This window comes from Streptomyces sp. NPDC054770, from assembly GCF_053611985.1.
On the sequence record NZ_JBSHBL010000056.1, the window covers coordinates 35115 to 59457 of the forward strand.

At 72.0% G+C, this 24343-nt stretch carries 17 protein-coding genes; 2 read left to right on the forward strand and 15 right to left on the reverse strand.

Going from position 1 to position 24343, the window contains the following annotated elements:
• Window positions 1-2: 2 nt before the first annotated feature.
• Entirely contained in the window at window positions 3-6932 is a 6930-nt protein-coding gene (locus ACWGKQ_RS36390) for an SDR family NAD(P)-dependent oxidoreductase (RefSeq protein WP_453296311.1), read from the reverse strand.
• Window positions 6933-7487: 555 nt separating this feature from the next.
• Entirely contained in the window at window positions 7488-8063 is a 576-nt protein-coding gene (locus ACWGKQ_RS36395) for an ester cyclase (RefSeq protein WP_453296312.1), read from the reverse strand.
• A 171-nt stretch (window positions 8064-8234) separates the two neighbouring features.
• On the opposite strand from ACWGKQ_RS36395, the gene ACWGKQ_RS36400 reads away from it, so the two are divergent.
• Entirely contained in the window at window positions 8235-8453 is a 219-nt protein-coding gene (locus ACWGKQ_RS36400; protein WP_453296313.1) for a hypothetical protein, read from the forward strand.
• 355 nt (window positions 8454-8808) lie between these two features.
• On the opposite strand, the gene ACWGKQ_RS36405 is transcribed toward ACWGKQ_RS36400, so the two are convergent.
• The 13 genes from ACWGKQ_RS36405 to ACWGKQ_RS36465 form a co-directional block, all read right to left on the reverse strand.
• Window positions 8809-10227, reverse strand: coding sequence for an ATP-binding protein (locus ACWGKQ_RS36405; RefSeq protein ID WP_453296314.1), 1419 nt, complete (start codon window positions 10225-10227; stop codon window positions 8809-8811).
• Between the two features lie 293 nt (window positions 10228-10520).
• A complete protein-coding gene (locus ACWGKQ_RS36410; RefSeq protein ID WP_453296315.1) occupies window positions 10521-11000 on the reverse strand; it encodes a MarR family winged helix-turn-helix transcriptional regulator in 480 nt (159 codons plus the stop codon).
• A 394-nt stretch (window positions 11001-11394) separates the two neighbouring features.
• Window positions 11395-12540 carry an XdhC family protein gene (locus tag ACWGKQ_RS36415; RefSeq protein WP_453296316.1) on the reverse strand — a complete coding sequence of 382 codons (1146 nt, stop codon included), beginning with the start codon at window positions 12538-12540 and terminating at the stop codon, window positions 11395-11397.
• A 53-nt stretch (window positions 12541-12593) separates the two neighbouring features.
• A complete protein-coding gene (locus tag ACWGKQ_RS36420; RefSeq protein WP_453296317.1) occupies window positions 12594-13364 on the reverse strand; it encodes a maleate cis-trans isomerase family protein in 771 nt (256 codons plus the stop codon).
• Window positions 13365-13445: 81 nt separating this feature from the next.
• Window positions 13446-14399: an alpha/beta fold hydrolase gene (locus tag ACWGKQ_RS36425; protein ID WP_453296318.1), complete on the reverse strand. Its 954-nt coding sequence runs from the start codon at window positions 14397-14399 to the stop codon at window positions 13446-13448.
• The gene (locus tag ACWGKQ_RS36430; RefSeq protein ID WP_453296319.1) at window positions 14396-15076 is read right to left on the reverse strand and encodes an isochorismatase family protein; all 681 of its coding nucleotides are present in this window, start codon (window positions 15074-15076) and stop codon (window positions 14396-14398) included. Before ACWGKQ_RS36430 ends, ACWGKQ_RS36425 begins: the two co-directional genes overlap by 4 nt.
• Entirely contained in the window at window positions 15073-15708 is a 636-nt protein-coding gene (locus ACWGKQ_RS36435; RefSeq protein WP_453296320.1) for an SRPBCC family protein, read from the reverse strand. Before ACWGKQ_RS36435 ends, ACWGKQ_RS36430 begins: the two co-directional genes overlap by 4 nt.
• Window positions 15699-16238 (reverse strand): (2Fe-2S)-binding protein, encoded by a 540-nt coding sequence (locus ACWGKQ_RS36440; protein ID WP_453296321.1) that lies wholly within the window; start codon window positions 16236-16238, stop codon window positions 15699-15701. The genes ACWGKQ_RS36435 and ACWGKQ_RS36440 overlap by 10 nt, the downstream gene beginning before the upstream one ends.
• Window positions 16235-18619 carry a xanthine dehydrogenase family protein molybdopterin-binding subunit gene (locus ACWGKQ_RS36445; RefSeq protein WP_453296322.1) on the reverse strand — a complete coding sequence of 795 codons (2385 nt, stop codon included), beginning with the start codon at window positions 18617-18619 and terminating at the stop codon, window positions 16235-16237. Before ACWGKQ_RS36445 ends, ACWGKQ_RS36440 begins: the two co-directional genes overlap by 4 nt.
• Entirely contained in the window at window positions 18616-19464 is an 849-nt protein-coding gene (locus ACWGKQ_RS36450) for an FAD binding domain-containing protein (protein WP_453296323.1), read from the reverse strand. Before ACWGKQ_RS36450 ends, ACWGKQ_RS36445 begins: the two co-directional genes overlap by 4 nt.
• 59 nt (window positions 19465-19523) lie before the next feature.
• Entirely contained in the window at window positions 19524-20927 is a 1404-nt protein-coding gene (locus ACWGKQ_RS36455; protein ID WP_453296324.1) for an MFS transporter, read from the reverse strand.
• 214 nt (window positions 20928-21141) lie between these two features.
• Window positions 21142-22413: an FAD-dependent oxidoreductase gene (locus ACWGKQ_RS36460; protein ID WP_453296325.1), complete on the reverse strand. Its 1272-nt coding sequence runs from the start codon at window positions 22411-22413 to the stop codon at window positions 21142-21144.
• Between the two features lie 78 nt (window positions 22414-22491).
• Window positions 22492-23523 (reverse strand): hypothetical protein, encoded by a 1032-nt coding sequence (locus ACWGKQ_RS36465; RefSeq protein ID WP_453296326.1) that lies wholly within the window; start codon window positions 23521-23523, stop codon window positions 22492-22494.
• 594 nt (window positions 23524-24117) lie between these two features.
• Here ACWGKQ_RS36465 and ACWGKQ_RS36470 point away from each other — a divergent pair.
• Window positions 24118-24279, forward strand: coding sequence for a DUF6000 family protein (locus tag ACWGKQ_RS36470; protein WP_453296327.1), 162 nt, complete (start codon window positions 24118-24120; stop codon window positions 24277-24279).
• The last annotated feature ends 64 nt before the right edge of the window (window positions 24280-24343 follow it).

A 24343-nucleotide genomic window follows, 5' to 3' on the forward strand; every position in this document is an offset into this window, starting at 1 on the left:
TCCTAGGCGCTGTAGACGACGGCGGTCGCGGCGGGGTCCGCCCAGGCCAGCTCGCGCAGCAGACTGCGGGCGCCGTCGACGGGGTCGATCAGGTCGATGCCGCGGCGTGCGTACTCGTCCACCAGCTCCGGGGTGACCATCCCGTCATGACTGCCGGACGGCGCCCAGGGCCCCCAGTGCACGGTGAGGCAGCGCCGCCCGCGGGCGGCGGCCCACCGGGCGCCCATCGATTCGAGGGCGTCGTTGGCCGCCGCGTAGTCCGTCTGCCCCCGGCTGCCGTAGACCGCCGCGATACTGCCGAACAGCACGACGAACGACGGTGCGGCACCGCACTGGTCGAGTCCGTCCAGGGCGGCCGCGGCACCGTCGACCTTGGTGCCGTACACCCGCGCGAAGGACTGCGGGGTCTTGTCGGCGAACAGCTTGTCCTCGATGATGCCGGCGCCGAAGACCAGCCCGTCGACGCGGCCGTGGTCGTCGTGGATCTGCTTGAGCACGCGGTGGACCGCCTCCGCGTCCTGTACGTCCACGGCGTGGTAGCGCACCCGCGCACCGAGCTCGCCGAGCTCCGCGACCGTGGCGGCGACCTCGCGGCCGGCGAGAACGGACCGGGCCCGCTTCTCGATCTCCGCCGGGGAGCGCATGCCACGCCGGGTGAGGGCCGCGCGCAGTGCGGGCAGGTCACCGGCCGCGGCCAGGTCCGCTTCCTCGGACAGCGTCGGCAACGGTGTCCTGCCCACCAGCTCGACACGGCAGCGGGCGGCCGCGGCGAGCGTGAGAGCGAAGCGTGCGGTGATGCCCCGGGCGCCACCGACCAGGACGACGACCGACTCCTCGCCCAGCCCGAGGGCCCGGGCCTCGGCGACGCCGTCGCCCGCCGATCCGGCACCGCCGACGGCCAGTCGGCCCAGTTCCGCGGCGGTGACCTGGTCGCCCTGACGTACCCCGGCGACGTAGCGGACCACCGCTCCGGTCGCGTCCGCGGTCAGTTCGCCGACGACGCGGTCGGCGATCTCACCCGGCGACTCCTCGGGCTCGACCTCGACATAACGCACGGTGGTGGCCGGGTATTCGATGGCCAGCGTACGGAACAGCCCCGGCAGTCCGTCCGACCGGGGACCGCGGGCCCTGCCGACGGCGACCAGCCATCGCGGTGCGCGTGCGAGGGCGGACTGCAAGAGAGGCACTCGGTCCGGCAGCAGCCCCTCCGAGTCCGACTCGTCCGCCCCGAGCACGTCGAGCGCGTCGAGCAGCACGAGGCCATCCGCGTCCGGCGGGGCGTTCCGGTCGCTCGGGTCGTCCTGTCGGCTCGCGGTCGTCGCGCCGTACTCCTCCAGGCGTGCCGTCAGGGCGGCCACGGCCTCCGGAGCGCCGGTCAGCAGGAACCGGGCACCGGCCAGGGCGGGTGCCGATCCGGCAGGCAGGGCCGCGGTGACCGTCTCGACCGTCATACGCCGGGCCGGGCGGCCGGTGGCGTGATCCGAAGTGCGGGCGGCCGTCGTCGCCGGCTCCCCCGCAGGCGCTGTCCCCTCCGGCGCCGTGCCCTGCGGCGCGGTGACCGGTCCGCCCAGGACCTGCTGCTCCAGGGCGGCCACCATCAGTCGTACGGTCCGGGAACGGACCAGCTCCTCCATGGTCGACTCGTCGCTGGTCGACAGCCCCAGCCTGCCGGCCACCTCGCCGACCACCTCGGCTCTCTTGATCGAGTCGATGCTGAGGTCGGCCTCCAGATCCAGATCCGGCTCGATCAGTTCCTCCGGATACCCGGTGCGCTCACCGATCACCGCCAGCACGACGCCGGACACGTCCGGACGACCCGTGGGTGCCGGTACCCGCCCGGACGGCTGCCAAGGCACCTCCGCCGGTTCGGGAGCGGGCGGAGGGAGATGCGCCGCGGTCGGCACGATCGGCACGGAGGGAGCGGCCGGCACGGAGAGCGCGGTCGGCACGGACTCCGTGGACGATGCGGACTCCCTGGACGATGCGGAAGGCGGCAGCGCGGGCAGGTCGTTCCGGGCGGGCTGCCGGACCGGTCGTCCGCCGGGTTCGCCGCCTGTGAGGAAGTCGAGCACGATGTCCCGCTGTGCCGCGATCATGTCCCGCTGGGCGGCGATCATGTCCCGCCCGGCGTGGATGAACTCGCTGACCAGGTCGGCGCGGGCGTCCCGGGCGTTCGCAGCCCGAACACCGTCGTCACCGGATGCCATCGGACTCTCCTTGATACGTCGGGCGGGGGCCATTCCCCCCGGCAGCAGTGCCCCGTGCTGGTCGCGGATCAGCTGACCGTCGACCGTCCAGTGCGGACGTGCGTGGCCGGCCGGCGCGGCCGGGGTGATGTCACGGCCCTCGAAGAGCCAGTTCGTCCGCACCGTCACACCGGCACAGGCGAGTTCCGCGACGGTGGTCAGCAAGGCCCTGAGCCCCGAGCCCGGTCCGCCGCCGGGCCGCGCGTCGCAGGCCACCGCCAGGTGCGGACGCTCCCCCAGTACCGTCCTGACCAGGCCGGTGAGCACCTGGCCGGGTCCCGTTTCGACGAAGACGCGGGCACCGGCCGCGTACATGGCCTCGATCTGCTCGACGAACCGGACCGGCGCGGCGACCTGGGCGGCCAGCTCGGCACGGACCCCCTCGGCATCGGCCGGATACGGCGCGGCGGTGCGGTTGGACCAGACCGGGAGGGAGGGTGCCGACACGGCCTGTTCCGCGAGCACCCCGGCGAAGGTGTCGGATGCCTGTGCGACGACGGGGCTGTGGAAAGCGGCGGCGACGGGGAGGAGACGGGCCTGCACGCCGACGGCGGCCAGGGCGTCCACGGCCCTGGTGACGTCGGGACCCGGGCCGGATATGACGACCTGGGTGGGGGTGTTGTGGTTGGCGAGCACCACCCGCCCGGCGAGGCCGGACTGTTCGAGTACGTCGGTGACCTTGGCCGCGCTGCCGGTGACCGCGGCCATCGTCCCGGGGTCGGCACCGGCCGCGGCGAGGATGGCGGCGGCCCTTTCCCGGCTCAGGTCGAGCAGGGTGCCGGGTTCGTAGGCACCGGCCGTGCACAGGGCGACCAGTTCGCCGTAACTGTGCCCGGCCGCCATGTCGGGCCGCACGCCGAGCCGCCGCAGGACGTGGTCCGCGGCAAGGCCGCCGATACCCAGGGCCGGCTGGGCCGCGCGCGTGTCCCGCAGCCGGTCCGCCTGCGCCTGCGCGGTGGCCTCGTCGAAGGCGGTGGCCGGGAACAGCAGGTCGGCCCACTCGCGCCCCAGCACCGCGTACTCGCGCAGCTCGGGGAACGCGACGAAGAGGTCGGCGAGCGCCCCGGGCCGCTGGCTGCCCTGCCCGGGGAACATGAACGCCACCTTGCCCGTGGCCCCGGTCTGCGCGTCGGGGGGTTGCACGAGTCCGCCGCGCGGGTCGTGCTCCCCGGCCAGGGCCCGGACCAGCAGCCGGCGCAGCTCCTGGAGGTCCGGGGCGACCACCGCGACGCGCACCGGACCGCTGCGCGGGTTGGAGTTGCGGGCGAGGGCCGCGGCCAGCTGCCGCAGGGATCCGGCCCCGCCCTCGTCGAGTTCGTCCAGCAGCCTGCGCACGGCGAGCCGGGCCCCGGCCAGGTCGGTGCCGCGGAAGCAGAACAGCTCGACGGGCCACTCCTGTTGAGCATGCCGGAGGTCGGCGCTCTCGGCATGGGCGGTGAGCACGACGTGGAAGTTGGTGCCGCCGAACCCGAAGGCGCTCACCCCGGCGATCCGCTCCTGTGCCGGTGCCGCCCACGGACTGGCCTCCGTGTGGAAGACGAACGGGCTGGTCCGCGGGTCCCAGGCGGCGTTGGGCCGGGTGAGGTTGATGGTGGGCGGCTTCACGCCGTGGTGCAGCGCCAGCGCGGTCTTGATCAGGCCGGCCATTCCCGCCGTGCACTTGGTGTGCCCGATCTGGGACTTCACCGAGCCGAGCGCGGTACCGCCCGGCTCCGCTCCCGAGTCGGCGAACAGCTTGGTGAGCGTCTGCAACTCGGTACGGTCGCCGACGACGGTCCCGGTGCCGTGGGCCTCGACGAGGCCGACCTGCGCCGGGGAGATACCCGCCATCGCGTACGCCCGGTCCAGCGCCCGCCGTTGGCCTTCCGGCCGCGGAGCGGTCAGGCCGAGGGCCCGCCCGTCGCTCCCCGCGCCCACGCCCTTGACGACCGCGTACACCCGGTCCCCGTCCCGCTCCGCGTCGGCGAGGCGCTTGAGGACCACGCAGGCGACACCCTCGCCGATGGCGATGCCGTCACCGGTGCTGTCGAAGGTGCGGCTGCGGCCGGTGGGGGACAGCGCGTGCGCCGAGGTGAACATCAGGTAGTCGTTGACGTTGTTGTGCAGGTCCGCGCCCCCGCAGACCATCAGGTCGCTGTGCCCGCCGGCCAGTTCCTTGCAGGCCACGTCCAGCGCGGTCAGCGAGGAGGCGCAGGCGGCGTCCACCGTGTAGTTGGGGCCGCCCAGATCGAGACGGCTCGCCACCCGGCCCGCGATGACGTTGGGCAGCACGCCCGGGAAGGAGTCCTCGGTGATCCGCGGGAGCAGGTCCTCCATGTCCTCGGGGACGGTGCCGAAGTACGCCGGCAGCACCAGCCGGAGCGTCTGCGCGTTGGCCATCTCGCTGCCGCCCTCGGCACCGAAGATCACGCCGGTGCGGGCGTGGTCCGCACCCTGCGCGTCGTGCGGATAACCGGCGTCGCGCAGTGCCCGGTTGGACATCTCCAGGGCCAGGATCTGGTTGGGGTCGATACTGGCCAGCGCGGCGGGCGGAATGCCGTAGCCGATGGCGTCGACGGCCACCGGGGCGATGAAGCCGCCCCACTTGGACACGGTGACCTTGCCGGCCTGGCCCGGTTCGAGGGTCGGCGCGTAGTAGAGGCCGGTGTCCCAGCGCTCGGCCGGGACCTCGGTGATCCGGTCGGCGCCGCTGAGGACCGTCCGCCAGAACGAGGCGAGGTCGGGAGAGCCGGGAAAGACGCAGGCCATTCCGATGATGGCGACGTCGACCGGCTTGGGTTCGGCCGGCTCGGGCGCCGCAGGTGCGAACCGCGCCCGCAGGGCCGTCAGCCGCTCGGCGTGGAAGTCCGCCGCACCCGAAGTCACCTCGGTGTGCAGCTGTTCGATGGTGGTGCCGGCCGTGCGCAGCACCGAGACCTGCCCGGCCATGAACAGTCCCTGCTCGGCCTGGACCGCGTCGTCCACGGCGACCAGTCCGTCGCCGTCGCGGCGCAGCCCCTTGCTGGCGATGCGCAGCCGGCCGACGTTGAGCACCTCCAGCTGGTCCCACAGCTCCCGGTTCGACGCGCCGGCCTGCTCCAGCCCGCTGCGCAGGCGGTGGAAGTCGTCGACGAACGGCGACGGCAGGCAGCGGGTCACCAGCCCCGGCGCCGTCTCCAGCAGACTGGTGGTGGTCGCCGCCAGGGCCCGCTGCCGGAACAGCGGCTGGATGGCGCCGGACGCCACGGCCTCGTCGGTGAACAGGTAGGCGGTGCCCATCACCAGGCCCACCTGTACGCCGTGATCGGCGAGAGGGCCCACCATCGCCGCGACCATGGCCGCGGACCGGTCGTCGTGGACGCCACCGGCGAAGAACAGTTGCAGTTCCGTTGCGGAAACGTCCGGGTGATCGGCGAGGAAGTCCTCGACAACCTGGAGTTGGGCCTCCCAGAGCGCATAGCTCGTGCGGGATCCTATATGACCACCGCACTCGGCACCTTCGAAGACGAACTTGCGTGTGCCAGCAACAAGGTACTGCCTCAGCAGTGTCGGGGACGGCACATGCAGGAACGTGCTGATGCCGGCCTCTTCGAGGTCCTTCGCGAGCGCGGGCCGACCGCCGGCGATGATCGCGCACGTCGGTCTGATCTCGAGGAGCAGCCGGGTCTGCGCCGCACGCAGCTCCTCCGGCGCGAATCCGAGCAGTCCGGCGCCCCAGGGCCGGTCGCCCAGGGCGGCGGCCGCCTCCGTCAGCATCCGCCGTGACTGCTCGGGATCGGCCAGCGAGAGCGCGATGAAGGGAAGGCCGCCCTGCTCGGCGACGGCGACCGCGAAACCCGCCTCGTCGCTGACCCGCGTCATGGGCCCCTGCGCGACGGGCAGCGCCGTACCGAGGGTCCTGGCCAGTGGCGCACCCGCGCGGAACGACCGGCCCGCGGCCTGCGCCGTCGCCGCGTCGCGCACCGCCCGGTCCATGCCGCGCACGGCCGCCGCGGTGCCGGTCCAGCGGCGGGCGAACGAGGCGGCGAGCCAACCGTCCTGACCGATCGGAAGCAGTTCCCCGCCGAGCCGCAGGCCCCGGAGGTCCCCCTCCTGAACGGTCTCGCTGCCGTCCATGCGCCGCAGCAACGCCCGCAGGTCGTCGTCGACGACGGCTTCCGGCTGCATCAGCAGCTGGCTGTCCAGGACCACCCCGGCGGCTCCGCCGACGACGGAGGCGGCAGCGGTACGCGGGCCGATGCCGCCCGCCGCCCAGACCGGAACGGTCACCGACCCGTCGGCGAGCAGTTGCTGGAGGAGGACGAAGGTACTGAGTTCGCCGACCCGGCCTCCCGACTCCGTCCCGCGCGCGATGATCCCCGCCGCACCGGCCCGCACCGCCGCGCGGGCCTCACCCAGGCCGGTCACCTCGACAAGCGTCCGGTAGGCCGCGGTCACCTCGGACAGCGGCCATGCCGAGCCGGCCGTCGTCACCACCACGGCGGGCTTTTCCCCGAGCAGCCGCTCCACCTCGGCCGGAGACAGGGCGCAGTCACCGCCGACCCGGACGCCCAGCCGTCCCCGCGTCCGTCCACGGCACTGCCGAAGGCCACGCACGGCGGTGTCGCGGACACCGAGATCGACGACCCCCAACCCGCCGCCCCGCGTGACCTCGACGAGCAGGTGTGGGCTGACCTCCAGACCGGTCCCACCGTTGATGGCGATCACCGGATGTTCAGAAGCCGAATCGGGCGGCGTAGTCACTGTGCACCTGTCTCGTCCGGACTGCTCGATCGCTACGCACCCTATAGGAGGCGCTCCCCACCCCACCTACGTCAAATGACTCAACTACCCGGTTGCACTTGACTATTGCGACCGGACGATCCCATGCACACCGAGCCCCCTCGATAGGTTTCCCGACCTGGGCAACCACGTCACCCAACGCCGGACCGGCCGGTACCCGATGTCGCGGGCCGATGCGGTGCGGGAATGAACGGTGTCTCTGTATGGATCCTGCCGGGGGTGATCGCCGTCGGCTGGATCCTGTCGTGGTGGGGACCGCGGTGGATCCGGTGGAGTCTGCTGTCCGCCGGGGCCGTCGTCTCCGTAGGAAAGCGGCCCGGCCGTACTCGCGCCGGATGTCCGTCCGCGCACGGAGGCGGCACCTCATGCACTACGGCCTTCGCCCGGCCACACGCCCCTTGACCGAGGGGGGCATGACCGGGCGAAGGCCGCTCACGTCGGGATTGCGCGCGCCGGCCCGGGTGGCCGACGGTGGCCGGCCTACTGGATCCAGGGCGCCTTGTAGGTGCCGGTGTCGTTGAGGAACGCCGTGAAGTCCTCGGCGGCCCATTCCTGGCTGATCTTGCCGTTGCGCAGCTGGTAGACGTCGACCGCGTCCCACTGGACCGAGCGCCCGCTGGCGGGTATGCCCAGCAGGGGGCCCTGCTGCGTACCGGCGACGACCAGGCGGACCACTACCTTGTCCTTTTCGGCGATGACGTCCTTCACCGAGGCGTGCACGTCGGGGATCGCGGCCACCACGCCCGCCATCAGCCCCGCGAAGTTGTCACGGCCGGCCACGGTACCGACCGTGCCGCCATGCCACTGCGCGTCCGGCGTCAGGTAGCGGGCGGCGTGATCCGCGTGGTGCTCGTTGAGGACGTCCGCCAGGAACGCCCTCACCACCCGTTTGTCGGCCGCGACCTTCGCGGACCCGCCCCCGTGGAAGGACGCCACCGCCGCCGAGGCGGGAGCCCGGTGGTCAGCGGGGTCCGCGTTCGCGGAGCCCGCCGCGACCAGGCCGCCCGCGGTGGCGGTGAGAGCCGCACCCAGTGCAATGCGCTGCCAGTTCTTCATCACAGTCTCCTAGGTAACGCGCCCCCGAGAGGGGGCAGATGGCCGGCACGGTCGAGCTGGTCACTGCCTCCAGCTCGCTGAATTGACTTTAACCTTCAAGTCACACGTGAGGCAAGGTGAGCAACATCCTTGAAAAACAAGGAATTTCGACAGACATGGATCGATCACAACTTGACTGCTCAAGTCTTCCGCCCAGAGGAGGAACGTGAGCGCGACGAAGAGGAGCTGACCGGGCGCACCGGCAGGCAGCGCTCGGCGGTCGCCGCGACCCTCGGCACCGACATCGGCGCGACGCACGTCCGCCCGCTCGCCGTCCGCCCGGTCAGCCAAAGCACCCTGGACGACTACGACTACCGGGTCGGCGTCGCCCCGATCGGCTGGTCGTCCTGACCCTCCGCCCGCCGCAACCGGGCACTCGCGGCCACCGAGGACAAGGGCGACAGCGCGGACACCGAGGCGTCAAGCGTGACAGTGGTCGGGGGGAGCGGACACACTGGTCCCACTCCACACGGAAGGCTCCGTCACCGCGTCACCGCGTCACCGCGTCACCGCCGAACGCCGTCCCTCCCGTCGTGGCGCGGGGCACTCCGCCACTGGTGCACACTTCCGAGCCGGACACCGCTCAGACCAGGCGGACGCCGCTGGTGGCATCCCCACCGCCAGTGGCGTCGGGCAGGTCTCTCCACGACGTCTGTTCAGCCCGATCGCGCTCCCCAACTCCCCTGCCGCGCCTGCCATCCGCCACTCACAGCGGCCAGGCGGTCAGCAGATCGCCAGGGCCGTAAGTGGCGTCAAGCCCCGGACAGTCGACTCCACTGCGAGAAACCGCCACGACCGGAACAGGTTCGCCGGTGAGGGCGGCTCGGTGTCGATGGAGAGCTGCCAGGTCGTGCCGGTCGAAGGGCGAGTGCTCCAGCCACTTGATGGAGCCGACGAAGAGCAGCTCCTTGGCAACAGGGGCGCGGTCCGCCCCGACGATGTCGATCTCGACGTCGTTGGTGCGGGTCCAGTAGCCGCCCATTGCGGGGGCCGCGGGCAGCCCGTCGTCGGGCAGTATCCGCGCCAGGGCCTCGCGGACGAGGGGCTCGACGGCTCGGCCACGCCAGCTGGTCCAGTTCTCCCGGATCCGCGCCAACGTCAGATCGCCCCGCCCCCGCTCGATCTCCTCCATGGACGGGCCGAGCAGGTGCAACCAGAACCGCAGGTAGGGGTCTGCCACCCGGTAGCGGCGGTCCTTCGACGGGCGCAGCGACACGGGCAGTTCCGCGGCGACGATCCGCTTGTCCGTGAGCAACTCCAGCGCTCGCTGCAGGGGCGTGGCCCCGATCCCGCCGGCCGCACGAGCGATGTTGGTGAAGGTCCGCTCACCACTGCCGATGGCCGCCAGCACCGCACGCGCCTGAGCCTGCGGGGGGAACTCAGCCGCCAGCGAGCGCTCGGCCGACACCAGCAGGGCCGAGACCGGGTCGCTCAGCGCCTCGCCCAGGAAGTCCCAAAGCCCCGCGCCCCGCGGCCACTCCGCGCAGATCAGCGGCAACCCGCCGGTGACCAGCGCGGCGTCGAAGGCTTCCGCCGGATCCAGCCCGAGCATCTGCCCCACCTCGGCGGGATTGAGCGGTCCCAGCACCATCTCCCGGCCGCGTTGATGGAAGGGACGTCCGTAGCTGTTCAGTGCCTCCATCATCGACAGATCGGAGCCGATGAGGACCAGCAGCACCGGCTTGGTTTCCAGCACCCGGTCCCAGGCCCGCTGCAGCATCCCCTCAAAGGCGCCATCGGTATCCATCAGGTACGGCACTTCGTCGATGACCAGCACGCTCGCCCGGTCGGCGGGCAGCGCCGCGGCCAGCACGTCGAACGCGGCATCCCAGCTCTCCGGCCGCGCGGCGGCCACCAGCCCCGCCAACGGCAGCGTCGATGCCTGGGCGTCCCGGGCCAGCCGTGCCAGATCGTCCCCGGGGGACGCGCCGGTCGCCGCGTAGAACAAGAAGGGCGCTCCGGAGCGCTCCGCGAACCGCTCGACCAGTCGCGACTTGCCCACCCGGCGCCGCCCACGCAGCATCACGCACCGACCCGGCCGCTCCCCGCCAACCCCTGCCGCCACCTTCTGCAGCTCTCGCTCCAGCGTCGCCAGCTCCTGCCGACGGCCTACAAAGTCGACCATGTCTGCCAGCCTTCGTTCGCGATACTAACATCAACGTTAGCAACATTGACGTTAGCGTGACGCCTGCCAGTTGTCGCTCACGGTCACGAGTCGTGTACCTGACGTCCTTCCTGCCGTGCGGCACCGGGCTGGGCCTGCCGGAACCCCCGGGCACCACGGAGCCCGGTGGTCAGGTGGTGCTCGGTAGCGCGGCTGCCGAGCCGCACGTCGAATGGCCGGGGCAGGCGCGTGCCGGGCGCGTTGACCGTCCGCAGCTCAGCCTGAACTGCCTGGGAACTTCCCGCGGCAGCACACTAGGAGCCCTCGGCCAGCCTCTCCCAGTGGTCAGCCAGCGCCTGCAGTCCGGCTACGAACGGCGCGTGTTCCGTCTCGTCGAAGGACTCCAGGAGGACCTTGTCGAGCATCCGGGCCCGGTCGTTGGCCTCGCGAAGAGCCTCCCGGCCCGCAGCGGTGAGGTGGAGCAGTTTGCGTCGGCCGTCGGCGGTGTCGGCACGACGGGCAAGCAGACCACGGTTCTCCAGTCTGCGGGCCACATCGGCCATGGTGGAGGTGTCCAGCGACACCGCGGCGGCCATGGACCGCTGGTCGCGTCCCGGGTTGGCCTCCACCGCCTGCAGCACCGCGAACTGCGGGCCGGTCAGCACCGGGTCCACCTCACGAGCCCACACCGCGAGATACGCCTGGTAGAGACGGCGGACCTGATAGCCGGGCGCGGATGTCAGGACAGCGGGAATCTCCGGGGCGTTCTCGGCGAGTGGGGTGTGGTCGGCCATGAGGCCTACTTAAGCACGCACGGCCGACACCGAGCGAGACAGGGGATGCGGTCGTGTGCACGAACTCACGCGGCAGGCTCCCTGAGGAACTGCTCGGCCCTGATGACCGTGTCCGTAGTCGCAGACCGGCCGCCCCAGGCAGCCTCGGCGCCTTCGGCATTGACGGCCTACCAGCCGCCGCGCGTGCGACGGCCGCGTCAGGTCGGCGCGCCGCCCGGTGGCGCTGGTCGCCGGCGCTCGACGTCGGCGCTCGACGTCGGCGCCCGGCCGCCTCCGGTCCACGCGGGGCCCTGCCGGAACAGCGGGGCCGCCGTGCGACCCCTGCGGTTTTCGTCCGGTTCGCCCGCCACGCCATGCGTGACGTCGGCCCGTACGGCCGGGGAGGCTGCGCCCGTCAGACGCCGGACCCGAGGTGGATCGGGCCCGTCCGGTCGGCCAGCCGGAGGCCACTGCCGTTTCCCTTCAGAGCGATGATCTCCGCCGCTATGGACACGGCGGTCTCCTCCGGAGTCCGGGCGTCCAGGTCCAGGCCGATCGGACTGGACAGCCGTTTCAGTTCCGCCTCGGTAAGTCCCGCCTCCGCCAGCCGGTTCCACCGGTCATGGTGGGTGCGGCGGGAGCCCATCGCGCCGAGGTAGCCGACCTCGGGCAGGCGCAGCGCGGTCTCCAGCAGCGGGACGTCGAACTTCGGGTCGTGGGTCAGCACACAGATCACGGTGCGCCCGTCGACGCGCCCGGCCCGCGCCTCGGACTCCAGGTACCGGTGCGGCCACTCCACCACGACCTCGTCCGCTCCGGGCAGCCGGGCGGCGGTCGCGAACACCGGGCGCGCGTCGCACACCGTGACCCGGTAGCCGAGGAACGAACCCGTCCGGGCCAGGGCCGCCGCGAAGTCGTTGGCACCGAACACGAGCATCCGGGGCGGCGGTGCGAAGGACTCGACGAAGACCGCCGGCCCGTCACCGGGCATGGCCATGTCCCCACCCCGGCATGGCACGTCGGGGCCGTAGCGCAGTACGTCGGTGCGGCCGGCGTCCAGCAGTCCGCGCACGTCCTGGCCCAGGACGCAGTCCAGCCGTCCGGAGCCGGTGCCGCCGGCCACCCGGTCCGGCCAGACGACCAGGCGACGGCCCACGCGTTCGCGCGGCCCGGCGATCACGGTGGCCACCGCGACCGGCCGTCCGGCCCGGACCGTCCCGGCCACCTCGCCCAGCTGCGGGAACGTCGTGGGGTCGACCCTCTCCACGAAGACGTCGAGGGTGCCGCCGCAGGTCAGCCCGATCGCGAAGGCGTCGCCGTCGGACACTCCGTAGCGCTGGAGCACCGGCCGTCCCTCGGAGAGCACCTCCTGGCCCAGGTGGTGGAGGGCGCCTTCGACGCAGCCGCCCGAGACGCTGCCGACCGCCTCGCCGCCGGGGCCCACCAGCATGGCGGCCCCCGGCCGACGCGGTGCCGAGCGGTGCGTGGCCACCACGGTGGCCAGCGCCGATGCCTTGCCCTCGGTCCACCAGGACAGCAGCGGGTCCAGTACGTCACGCATGATCCGCTCCTCTCGGCGCCCGGCCGTGCGGGCCCGGGCCGCTGGTGGTGGACTCAGCTCACGGCCGGGACGGTCACGCGGCCGCCGAGCAGGCTTCCGGCGCCCGGCACCACCGGCGGCAGGCCGAGCTCCGTCAGGATGCGGAAGGCGGTCGAGGTGGCCGCCGACAGCACGGGCAGTCCCGCCTCGTCCTCGACCGGCTGGATCGACGCGAGGGACGGCATCTGCACGCACGCCGACAGCACCAGGGCGTCGGCCCGGCGCAGGTCGAGGCGCCGCCAGTGCTCGCGCAGACCGGCGGGGTCGAGGCGGGCGACCGCGAGGTTGTCGGGCACTTCGAGGCTGAGCGCGTCGACCACCTCGACGCCGGTGTCCTCTATGTATGCGACGACCTGGGCGGTGAGTTCCTTCATGTAGGGGGTGATGACGGCCACCCGCCGGGCGCCGAGGGCTTCGATGCCGCTGAGCAGGGCGCCGGCGCTGGAGACCACCGGAGCCTCGGCTCCTTCGGCGCGAAGGGCGGAGGTGATCTCGGCCTCGGCCACGCAGTGGTGACCGGGTCCCTGGGCCATGATGGCGACCAGGCAGGCGGTGGCGACGACGTCGGGCCGGGCGTCGGCGAGTTCGAGGGCGGCCCGCTCGGTCTGCGCGTTCATTCCGCGCAGTTCCTCGGGGGTGACGTGCTTCATCCGCATCCTGCTGCTGTGGAACACGAAACGGTCGTCGGGCTCGACGGCCTCGCGGGCGCCCAGCATCCGCGGCAGTTCGGTCTCCATCGTCAGATTGGAGCTGGGCACGATCAGGCCGATGTGATGGTCCGTCATGGGGATGGTCCTCCGGTCGGGGCGCGGGCCGGGAGGGCCACGACTCCGAGGCCCGTCCCACCCGGTGGTCGGAAAGGAACGTCAGCGGGTGTGGAAGGGGCCCGCGCCGAGCGGTTCGCGGCGGCCGTCGCCGGCCGCGGTGTGAGGTGTGATCGGCGGGGAGAGGATCGTGCTCAGGGCCGTACGCAAGGCCGCGAGGGAGGTCTCCGGTGCGTCCCAGAAGATCATGTGACCGGCACCGGGGATGCCGTACAGGGTGGCCGCCGGGTGCGCGTCGGCCGCCTCCTCGGCCCCCGCGGCGGTGACCACGGGGCTTTCGGCGCCGTACAGCATGGCGACGGGCGTCGGCACCGAGGGCCACCAGTCGAAGAAGTCCTCGTGCTCGAAGCCGTGGTGGGTGGCGGCGACGGCCTCCTCGGCGCAGCTGGCGAGCCAGCGCGCCCGCAGTTCCCGCTCGCGCCGGGGCCAGGTGGGCCAGAACGCGGCCACCTCGTCGGCGTCCGTGCCGCGCAGCGCCTCGGACAGCTGCCGCCGGAACGCCTCCAGGCCGGTGGGGTACGGTCCCCGGCCCGGGCCGCTCATGGGCGGATCGGCGAGGACGGCCCCGCGCAGCGGCACCTTGGCCCGCACCGCCGTGACGGCCGCGATCCGCGCGCCCATGGAATGGCCGAACAGCAGCGGCCGGTCGAGTCCCAGGCCGGTGATGAGCGCCTCGGTGTCCTCGGCGTACTCCTGCAGTCCGTAGCCGCCGCCACCGCCGCCGCTGTCGTCGCCCTCGTCGGACAGCCCCCGGCCGCGTACGTCGAGCACCACCGGCCGGACCAGGTCGGTGAGTTCGCGGGCGACGAAGTCCATGGTGATCGCGGGACTGGTGATGCCGGGCAGGACGACGAGTGGGGGCCGATCACCGCCGTAGTCGAGCGCATGCAACCGGACGCCGCCGGAGCGGACCCACCGGCTGGTGGCCGGCACGTCGGCCAGGTCGGCGAGCGCGGCCTGCGACAGCCATCGCTGGGGCACGGGACTTCTCCTCATGAGCGGGCCCGCCGGGCTGCGGGGGCGGGCACGGAGCCGATGTAGCGGAGGGCGTCGTCGAGGCCGATGACGTCGCCGTACTTGGCCTGGATGTCGAACAGCGCCGCGTCGGCCGGTCCTTCGGCACGGTCGCCGACGCACGCACGGGGTACCAGTACCGGGAAGCCCGACTGGACGGCGTCGACGGCGGTGGCCCGTACACAGCCGCTGGTGGTGGCGCCGCAGACCACGACGGTGTCGCAACCGAGCCCGGTCAGGATGGCGGCGAGGCCGGTGCCGAAGAACGCGGAGGCCCCCTTCTTCACCACCAGCAGATCGTGTCCGGGCCGCATGGGCAGGCGAGGGTCGACGGCGACCGCGTCGCCGCCCTCGACCAGGTCGCGCAGGCCGGGTGCCTTGCGCAGCCAGGTGATCGAGTCGCCGGACGCCTCCGCCTCCGAGTAGGCGATGGCCGTGAAGACCACCGGTACGCCGGCCGGGCGTCCCGCCTCGATCAGGCGGGCGGTCGCGGCCACGACGTCGGTCAGGTCCGCGCCCGAGGGGTAGGAGTCCTCGGTGAAGCCGCGGGTCAGATCGACCACGACGATCGCCGGACGGCTGCCGCGCCGGACCGGGGCTCCGAAACCGGCCTTCTCATAGGTGCGGTCGGTGCCGGCACCGTAGAGCCCGCCGTTCATCGGCGCCTCCCGAGGAGCCAGCCCTGGGAGAGGCCGAACAGGAAGGCGGCGGCGACCGGTCCGTACTTCTTCAGCACCGGTACGGCGACCAGCGACAGCCCGTTGAGCTCGGCCGACGCGGGAGTCGACGCGGGAGTCGACGCGGAAGTGGACGCGGCCGGGGCGAGGGCGGGGGACTCCGTACCGCCGTCGGAGAGCAGCAGGTCTCCGAGGTTCTGGGCGAACTGCTGAAGGATCCGTTCGGACACCGTGGCGATGGCGCCCTTGCCGAATTGGGCGATCTTGCCCCGGATCAGCAGGTCCGTGTCGAGGTTCAGCTGCGCTCCGTCCGAGGCCGGCACCACCTCCACGCAGACCTCGGCCTCGGCGTCGCCGCTGCCGTGGGTGTCGGCGCCGCTCGCCTGGACCCGCACCCGCCGCTTCTCGGCGTCGACCTCCAGGAAGCGCACGGTGCCGGCGTAGGCGGCCGTGATCGGGCCCACCCTGACCTTGACGGTGCCGTGCCAGGAGTCGCCGTCGCGTCCTTCGAGGGCGGCGCCCGGCATGCAGGACGCCACTCTCCGGACGTCGTTGATCAGGGCGAACACCGCGTCGGGCGCGGCTTTCACGGGAACGGTGTTGATCAGTCGCACGGTGTCTCCTCGGTGCCCGCGGCCCGTTGGGCGCGCCGGGCGGTCGCGCAGGCGTCGATCGCCTCGACGATGGTCTGGTAGCCGGTGCACCGGCACAGGTTGGCGGCGACGGCCTCCCTGATCTCCTCCTTGGACGCTTCCGGCCGCTCGGCGAGGAAGCCTTCGGCGAGCATCAGGAAGCCGGGCGTGCAGAAGCCGCACTGCAGGCCGTGGTGGTCGGTGAAGGCCTGCTGCAGATCGCCGAGTTCACCGGTCCGGGAGTCGGCGAGCGACTCGACGGTGGTGATCCGCGCTCCCTCCGCCTGCGCGGCGAACATCAGGCAGGCCCGGGTCGGGAGCCCGTCGACGAGCACGGTGCAGGCTCCGCAGATGCCGTGCTCGCAGCCGACGTGGGTGCCGGTCAGCCGCAGGTCGTGGCGGAGCACGTCCACCAGGGTGCGGCGCGCCGCGGCGATCACCTCGTACGGCGTGCCGTTGACGTCGAGAGTGAGGAGCTGGACGTCGTCGCCCGGCCCGCTGGTGTCGTTCATGGCGTGTGCTCCCGTGCTGGTGCTGGTGCTGGTGCGGTCAGGGCACGGTGGACGGTCTCCGGCGTGACCGGGGTGTCGTTCAGTTCGACCCCGGTGGGGCGCAGCGCGTCGTTGACGGCGTTGAGCACGGCGGCGGGGGCGCCGATGGTGCCGCCCTCCCCGGCGCCCTTGGCCCCGGTCTCGGTGAAGGCGCACGGGGTTTCCAGATGGTGGATGGAGACGTCGGGGATCTCGTGGGCGGTGGGCACCTTGTAGTCCATGAAGCTGGTGGCCGACGGCTCGCCCTGCGCGTCGTAGGTCACCTGCTCGAAGAGGGCCCCGGCGACGCCCTGGGCGATGCCGCCGCGGCACTGGCCCTCCACCACCTGGGGGTTGATCGCCACACCGCAGTCCTCGACACAGACGTACGCGAGGATCTCCACCTGGCCGGTGCCCTCGTGCAGTTCGACGACGGTCCCGTGGGTGGCGTTGGAGAAGGTGCCGTCGTTGAAGACGTCGAAGACGGCGGTGGCGGTCAGGCCCGGGTCGATCCCCTTGGGCAGCAGGTGCGACTTCAGGTACGCGGTCTCGGCGAGGTGCCGGTGGGTGAGAACGGCGTCCGGGTCGTCGCGGCGGCGCACCGCGCCCCGGTCGAGTTCGGTGTCGTCCGGGTGGATGCCCCACTCGGCGGCGGCGAGGGCGCGGAGCTTGTCGCCCAGCTTGCCCGCCGCCAGGCGCACCGCGCTGCCGCCGACCGCGATCGAGCGGCTGGCGAAGGTCCCCCAGCCGTAGGTGATGCGGTCGGTGTCGCCCTGGTGGAGCTTGACCCTGGCGAGGTCGACGCCGAGGGCGTCGGCGACGATCTGCGCCATGGTCGTCTCGTGGCTCTGCCCGTGGCTGATGGTGCCGGTGGTGACGGTGACCGCGCCGCTGGTGTCCATCCGGACCTCGGCGAGGTCGAAGCCGGGGACGACCTCCATCTTCCGCTGGGCGAAGGCGGCCGAGCCGTAGCCGGTGCGTTCGCTGAAGCAGCTGTAGCCGATGCCGATGTGCCGTCCCTCGGCGCGGGCGGCGGTCCGCCGCTCGTACCAGCCCGCCTCCTTCAGCGCCAGCTCGCACAGGTCGAGGGACTCCCGGTACGAGCCGGGGTCGTAGGTCATGTTGTTGACGCCCGTGTAGGGGAACTCGGTGATGACGTTGCGGCGGCGGATCTCGACCGGATCCAGGCCGAGTTCGCGGGCGGCGCGTTCCATGAGCCGTTCCATGACCATCACGTACTGCGGGCGGCTCACGCCCCGATAGGGGGCGGTGGGCGCCTTGTTGCTGGTGATGGCCCGTCCGCGCACCCGGTAGGCGGGGACCTTGTAGACGGAGGGCATCTCGGCGGCGGCCATCAACGGCTCGATGCCGGCCGTGAACGGGTAGCAGGAGTAGGCGCCCATGTCGCACACCACGTCCGCGTCGAGGCCGAGGATCCTGCCGTCGGTGTCGAAGGCGGCGCGTGCGGTGTAGTGCTGTTCCCGGGCGAGGAAGGACGCGGACAGGGCGTCCTTGCGGTCCTCGATCCACTTCACGGGCCGGCCGAGCCGCAGCGCCGCCGCCGCGGCGGCGATCTCCTCGCGGCCGACCACGCACTTGAGGCCGAAGCCGCCGCCCATGTCCGGGACGATCACGCGCACCGCGCGCTCGTCGAGCCGCAGGCAGCGCGAGGCGACGGTACGCACCTGGTGCGGGACCTGGGTACAGGTGTGCAGGACGAGCTGTTCCTCCCGGTCGTCCCAGTGCGCCACCGCGCCGCGGGTCTCCAGCGGCAGCGCGTTCTGACGTCCGGTCCTCGCCTCCACGTGGACCACGCAGGGGGCGCCGTCGAAGATCCCGTCGATGCCCTCGGTGGCGAACAGGGAGACGTCGACCAGGGTGTTGTGCGCCGCCTCGTCGTGCACGAGCGGAGCACCGGGGGCGAGGGCCTGTTCCGCACGGGTGACGGGCGGGAACGACTCGTACGTGACCTTCGCCGCCTCCAGGCCGTCCTCGGCCGTGTACGGGTCGCGGGCGACGACCACGGCGATGGGCTCGCCGATGTAGCGGACCCGGTCCCGGGCGAGGACGGGCATCGCGGTCGGTACGAACTCCGAGAGCGGCCGCCCGAGTTGTGCCGTGATGTCGCCCAGCTCCAGGTCCGCTGCGGAGAACGCGGCCACGACGCCCGGGACTTGACGCACCTGTGTGAGGTCGAGGGCGGTGATCACCCCGTGGGCGATCGTGCTGCGGACGAACTGCGCGTGCAGCATGCCGGGCAGTTCGATGTCGTCGACGAACCGGCCGCGCCCGGTCAGCAGCCGGGGATCCTCGCGGCGGGCGACCGACCTGCCGACCAGACGGTCGTCGTGGGCGGAACTCATCGGGACCTCGCCTCCTCACAGGCGCGCCGGACCAGGGTGCGAACCAGATGCCTGCGGTACCGGGTGGAGCCGTTCGCGTCGCCCGGCGGGTCCACGGCGGCGGCCGCCGCCTCCGCGCAGTCGCGGAACGAACCGCCGGCGGACAGCACCGCCTCCGCCTCCGGGACCCGTACCGGCATCGCGGCCACACCGCCGAGGGCGACCCGGCCGCCGCGGACGGCCGGGCCGTCCGTGTCCAGGTCGACGGCGGCGGACACGATCGCGAAGTCCCCGCGGCGCTCGGCGAACTCGGTGAGCGCCGCATGGGGTGCGGGGCGCGGGAAGACGATCTCGACGACGATCTCGTCGGGGTCCAGGACGGTCGTGTAGTAGCCGAGGAAGAACTCCCCGGCCGGGATACGGCGTCGTCCGCGCGGACTGTGGGTCACGAACTCGGCGTCCAGCAGCACGGCGAGCAGGCACCACTCGGCCGTCGCGTCGCCGTGCGCGATGCTGCCGCCGACCGTGCCGCGGGTACGGATCGGCAGATGGCCGATCCACGTCATGGCGTCCCGGACGACGCCGAAGCCCGCTCCCAGCGTGCGCGGCGGGGCGGTCTCCACCGTGTGGTGGGTGGTGAGTGCCCCGATGCGCAGTCCGCCGTCGGTGCCGACGCCGAGATGGTCCAGCTCGCGCAGGCCGGCGAGGTCGACCAGGTGGGCCGGCCGGGCCAGCCGGAAGTTCATCATGGCGACCAGGCTCTGGCCGCCCGCGATGACCTTGGCGTCGTCGCCCAGTTCGGCGAGGAGCGCCGTGGCGCCCTCGACGTCACGCGCCCGGTGGTAGCGGAAGGGAGCGGGCTTCATGTCTCTCCTGTCGTACGGAGCCTGACCGGGAGGAGCGCCCGGTCAGGCGGGCCGAACCGTCAGACCACCGGCTGTCCGGGTACCGGTACCGGGGCGGGGCGGGCTTGTGTGGTGGCCTCGGTGTCCTCGTCCAGTGCCCGGCCCCTGGTCTCGGGAGCCGCGACCGCCATCCAGACGACGGCGCCTACGACGGCCACGGCCAGCACCCCGAAGGTCGTCGGCAGCCCCAGCAGCGGCCACATCACCGAGCCGAACAGCAGGGGCGCGAAGCCGGTCAGCGCCCGGCTGAAGGAGGACGCCCAGCCGAAGCCGCTGGCCCTCAGCAGCGTCGGGTACAGCTCGGCCACGTAGGCGTACATCACGGGGATGGTCAGCTGGATCAGGAAGCCGAAGACCGCGATGGCCACGATGGACCCGGTGGGCATGTCCATCAGCAGGGCGAACACCACCAGCGCGAGCGAGGCGAGCGGTGCCATGGCGCCGATGAGCCACTTCCGGCCCACCACGTCGACCAGCGCGGTGGACACCAGGACGCCGACGATGCCGACACCGCTCATCAGCGTGGTGCTCATGAAGGCCGCCGTGTCACCGAGGCCCTCCGACTTGAGGATGGACGGCATCCAGCTCAGGGCCGCGTAGTACACCAGCATGACCGTGGCGAACAGCAGCCAGGCGGCGGACGTCACGCGCGGGCTGAACCTCCAGACGTCGCGGAGCTGTTCGAGGGCGGCCCGCGGCCCCTTCACCCTGGAACCCTCGACCGGGGCGACGATGAGGTACGGCTCGGCGGGCGCTCCGGTGCGGGCCACCAGGTCGTCGATGACCGCGCGTGCCTCGGCCTCCCTGCCCTTCTTGCTGAGGTAGACCGGTGACTCGGGGACGCCCCGGCGCACCCAGAACAGCAGCAGCGCCGGGATGCTCATGGTGGTGAGCATCCACCGCCAGTTGCTGTCGAAGGTCAGCATGGCCGTCGACACCAGACCGCACAGCGTCACACCGACCGGCCAGAACACGTCCAGCGCGGTGAGGATGCGCCCGCGGTACTTCTTCGGCGAGAACTCCGCCACCAGGGCGTAGTCGACGGGTATGCAGCCGCCGAGGCCGACGCCGGCCATGAAGCGCAGGAGCAGGAAGACGTCGTAGTTCGGGGAGAGGGCGCCGAGCACCGAGAACACCGCGAAGACCAGCAGCGTGAGGCTGAACGCCTTCTTGCGGCCGATGCGGTCCGCGACCGCGCCCCAGGCGACGGCGCCCACGGCCATACCGACCAGGTTGGCGGTGGCCACCAGGCTGCGCTGGGAGATCGTCAGGTCGAAGTGCTCACCCAGCAACGGCATCAGGAAGCCGTTGAGGGCGATGTCGTAGGCGTCGAACAGGTAGCCGAGGCCGCCGATGATGAAGATCTTGCCCTGGACTCCCCATCTCCAGGGGAGGTTCTGAACAATCTGGTCGCCTGTTTTCACGTTCGCTCCACGGGGGTGTCAGGGGACGTGCCCGCACAGGGCGGACACCGGAGGGGCGCGGGTTGATGGTCGAGAGACGGATGACCGATGAGCGGAGAGGAGCAAGGGAGAGGAGGGGGTAGGGGCGGTCAGGGACAGGGAGGGGAGAGGAGAGGAGGAGAGGAGAAGGGCAGGTGGGGGAAGGGAAGTAGGGGGTAGGACCGAGGTGGCTCGGTCAGCGGGCGAAGTTGTAGTCGTAGGCGCCCAGTTCCGGGTCGTTGAGCGGGGTGCCGCTCCACAGCCAGTCGTAGGACACGTCGGACTCTCCGTCGAAGCCGCGCCTGAGCAACTCGTCCCGGGCCTCCTGCTGGGGACCGTCGGGGTAGTGGTAGAAGCTCATGTTCTGCAGCGAGGCGTCCTGGACCATGCCGGCGTGCTTGGCACGCCGGTCGACGTAACGGCGCAGCGCCACGTCGATGCCGTCGCCGGTGACCCTGGCCAGTTCCTCGGCGAGGACGGCGGCGTCCTCCATGGCCTGGGAGGCACCCTGCGCCTGGTAGGGCAGCATGGCGTGGCAGGCGTCGCCCATGAGGGCCACCCGGCCGTCCACCCACACGGGGTCGCGGCGGCGGTGGTGGAGGGCGAAGGACAGGACGTCGTCCTTCGCCTTCGACAGCATCGCCGCGACGCGGTCGTCCCAGCCGGAGTAGGCGTTCACGAGGTCGTCGGCGGTGGCGGGGGCGGTCCAGTGCTCGGCGACCTCGTCGGTGCACGGGACGCAGCCGACGACGTTGAGGTATTCACCGCCGCGGATCATGTAGTGGACCAGGTGACGGCCCGGGCCGTACCAGATGGTGCTCTGGAAACGGTCCATCAGGAAACGGGTCGCCGGGTCGGCGGCGATGAGGTCGCCCGGGATCAGGGCCCGGAAGGCCATCTCCCCGGAGAACCGCAGGGTGTCCGGCAGACCCATGAGGTCGCGGACCCGGGACCGGATGCCGTCGGCGCCGATCAGCACATCGGCTTCGAAGCGCCGGCCGTCCTCGGTCACCGCCGCCGGGCGGCGCGGGTCGCCGCGGTCCAGCGCGCCGACCCGGCTCGCGGTGCGCAGTTCGACGACCGGTCCGGGACCGTCCGGGTCGACGCACGCGTCGGTGAGGACGCGGTGGAGATCGGCACGGTGGTAGTGCCAGTACGGGGCGTTGTACTGCTTCTTGCAGGCGTCGCCGAGCTGGGTCAGCCCGATGACGCTGCCGTCCTTCCATCTGCGCCGCACCTGGTCCAGGGGCTCGGTGTGGATCGCCTCCAGTTGTCTGCGCAGCCCCAGACCGAGCAGGATCCGGCTGGCGTTGGGCGCCGTCTGGATGCCCGCGCCGATCTCGCCGAACTGCGGCGCCTGTTCCAGCACGGTGACGCGCAGCCCGCGCTGCCGCAACGACAGCGCGGCCGTCATCCCGCCGAGCCCGCCGCCGACGATGACGACTTCGAACGATTGGGTGGATGCCATCTCTTCTCCAGATGCGGGTGCGGGTCCGGGTACGGGTGCGGCGGACGGCGAGCGGCTAGCGGCGAGCGGCGAGCGGTATCAGAAGTCGACGAGCCGGCCCGCGGTGACGACGTCCTGGCCGTCGACGGAGACGGTGCAGCCGCGCATCGCGATGTCGAGGTGCGCGTACGACTCACGGCCGAGCACGGGATGCGGCCCGGTGGACCACAGGAAGTTCCCGGCGAACGCCCGCGCGTCCATGCCCATCAGGTCGTCCTTGCCGTACAGGGCGGTGGCGAACCAGTCGGCGGTGTGCATGAGCCCCCATCCCATGTGGGACAGGCTGCGCGCCCATGCGTCGTCGGCGTCCTCGAAGAAGGTGTTCAGCAGATGCGCCTCGGCGCCTCCGGAGACCTTCTCGATGTTCCCGTTCGCGATCTCCAGGGTGACCGGCTGGCGCACGTACTCCTTGAACGGCAGCAGGATGTCGTTCTCGGCAAGCACGATGCGGCCGTCCGAGAGCTGCGGCCAGCACAGCACCATCGTGCTGGGCCAGTGGTCCCAGCGGCCCGGGTCGTCGGCAAAGCCCACCTGGAACTCCGGCTTGGAGCCGGGCAGTTCGACGGTCAGGTCGGTGCCGGCCTCGTTGGTCACCCGCATCACGGAGGCGTTCTTGAGCAGCTCCACACCCTTGAGGACCCCGGCCTTGTCCTCCTGCTTGGGCAGGTTGCGGATGAGCACGTCGGGGGCGTCGCAGACGAAAAGGATGCGGGTGCCCGTGCGGAGGATCTCCTGCTGCAGGGGGGCGTGGATGAAGCCCTCCCGTGTGAGGTCCACGACCAGGTCGGCCGCCTTGAGCAGTTCCTGTGCGGTCGTGTCGTTCAGCACCGCGGTCAGCCCCGGTCCGGCACCGGTGTGGGTGCTGTCCGCGGGGGACGGGTTTCCGCCGGGCACGGCAGCGGCGATGACGTGCGCGCCGCATGCCTTGGCCGCGCCGAAGGCGGCCGCCACGTAGTCACCGCGGCTGGTGGGCTCGGACAGGATGACGACGTGTTCGTAGGGCTGGAGCCTGCACAGCTTCAGCTCCTGGGTGAACGCGTCGAGCAGATCGACGGAGGTGAGGTCGAACATGTCTCGCTCCTAGGGACGGGGAGGACGGGAGACGGGAAGGGCACGGCAGGATGTGCGGAAGATGGTGTGGATCAAGCCAGCAGAGGGCGCAGGGGTGGCCTTGACTGCCGCGCTCCAGGGCGTCGACGACGGATTTAATCCGAGCACGTACGATCTCGGTCTGGCAAGAGGGCGCGGGGGATTTTGTCGCCGAACCCTTCAGCGACACACCCTCAAGCCCGCACTGACGTCGATCTGACCTGGGCTTTTCACTCGCCCCCACCTCTGCCCCCGCCCGGAACAGCCGAACGGGAGATGTATGCAAGAGGCACGGAACCTTGCGCAAGCAGGTCGTACGTGCTCGGATTTCATTGGTCCACAGCCGGACCAGGCGCTCCCAGGCGCCTCTCGACGGCTGATTTTCAGCCGTTCCGCATCGCCTCCGAGGAGGAGTCCGATGTCCTCTGCCGCCGCCACCGTTCTCTGCCGCCTCCACCGAGCGAGCCACGCCCGGGGCGCGCACCGCGCGGCAGGCGTCAAGGGGTCGACTCCCGTAGAAGCCGACCCCTCGCCATCCGCTTCCCGACCGGCCACGTCAACGGCGATGGCCGTCCGATGATGCGCAGTTCACCGACCGCCCGGGTGGGGTGGCCGCACGCCAGACGCTTCGCCCGCCACCTGATCGACGACGCCCGCGCCGTCACCGACGCCGAACCGGTAGCCCCCGCCTACGAATGGCGCTCGCGCCTCACCGCCGCCTGGCCGAAACGTCGTTGACCGCCACGAACATTTTCCGCGGGCCCGCTTCGCCCAGCCCGACGGCCCCTGGGACCACTGGGTC

What these genes read in the sequence shown, in the direction of transcription:
- ACWGKQ_RS36395 (WP_453296312.1), bottom strand. Translation starts at nt 8,063, where the DNA reads ATGAAGAACTGGCAGCGCATTGCACTGGGTGCGGCTCTCACCGCCACC.
- ACWGKQ_RS36405 (WP_453296314.1), bottom strand. Translation starts at nt 10,227, where the DNA reads ATGGTCGACTTTGTAGGCCGTCGGCAGGAGCTGGCGACGCTGGAGCGA.
- ACWGKQ_RS36410 (WP_453296315.1), bottom strand. Translation starts at nt 11,000, where the DNA reads ATGGCCGACCACACCCCACTCGCCGAGAACGCCCCGGAGATTCCCGCT.
- ACWGKQ_RS36415 (WP_453296316.1), bottom strand. Translation starts at nt 12,540, where the DNA reads ATGCGTGACGTACTGGACCCGCTGCTGTCCTGGTGGACCGAGGGCAAG.
- ACWGKQ_RS36420 (WP_453296317.1), bottom strand. Translation starts at nt 13,364, where the DNA reads ATGACGGACCATCACATCGGCCTGATCGTGCCCAGCTCCAATCTGACG.
- ACWGKQ_RS36425 (WP_453296318.1), bottom strand. Translation starts at nt 14,399, where the DNA reads ATGAGGAGAAGTCCCGTGCCCCAGCGATGGCTGTCGCAGGCCGCGCTC.
- ACWGKQ_RS36430 (WP_453296319.1), bottom strand. Translation starts at nt 15,076, where the DNA reads ATGAACGGCGGGCTCTACGGTGCCGGCACCGACCGCACCTATGAGAAG.
- ACWGKQ_RS36440 (WP_453296321.1), bottom strand. Translation starts at nt 16,238, where the DNA reads ATGAACGACACCAGCGGGCCGGGCGACGACGTCCAGCTCCTCACTCTC.
- ACWGKQ_RS36445 (WP_453296322.1), bottom strand. Translation starts at nt 18,619, where the DNA reads ATGAGTTCCGCCCACGACGACCGTCTGGTCGGCAGGTCGGTCGCCCGC.
- ACWGKQ_RS36450 (WP_453296323.1), bottom strand. Translation starts at nt 19,464, where the DNA reads ATGAAGCCCGCTCCCTTCCGCTACCACCGGGCGCGTGACGTCGAGGGC.
- ACWGKQ_RS36460 (WP_453296325.1), bottom strand. Translation starts at nt 22,413, where the DNA reads ATGGCATCCACCCAATCGTTCGAAGTCGTCATCGTCGGCGGCGGGCTC.
- ACWGKQ_RS36465 (WP_453296326.1), bottom strand. Translation starts at nt 23,523, where the DNA reads ATGTTCGACCTCACCTCCGTCGATCTGCTCGACGCGTTCACCCAGGAG.
- ACWGKQ_RS36470 (WP_453296327.1), top strand. Translation starts at nt 24,118, where the DNA reads ATGATGCGCAGTTCACCGACCGCCCGGGTGGGGTGGCCGCACGCCAGA.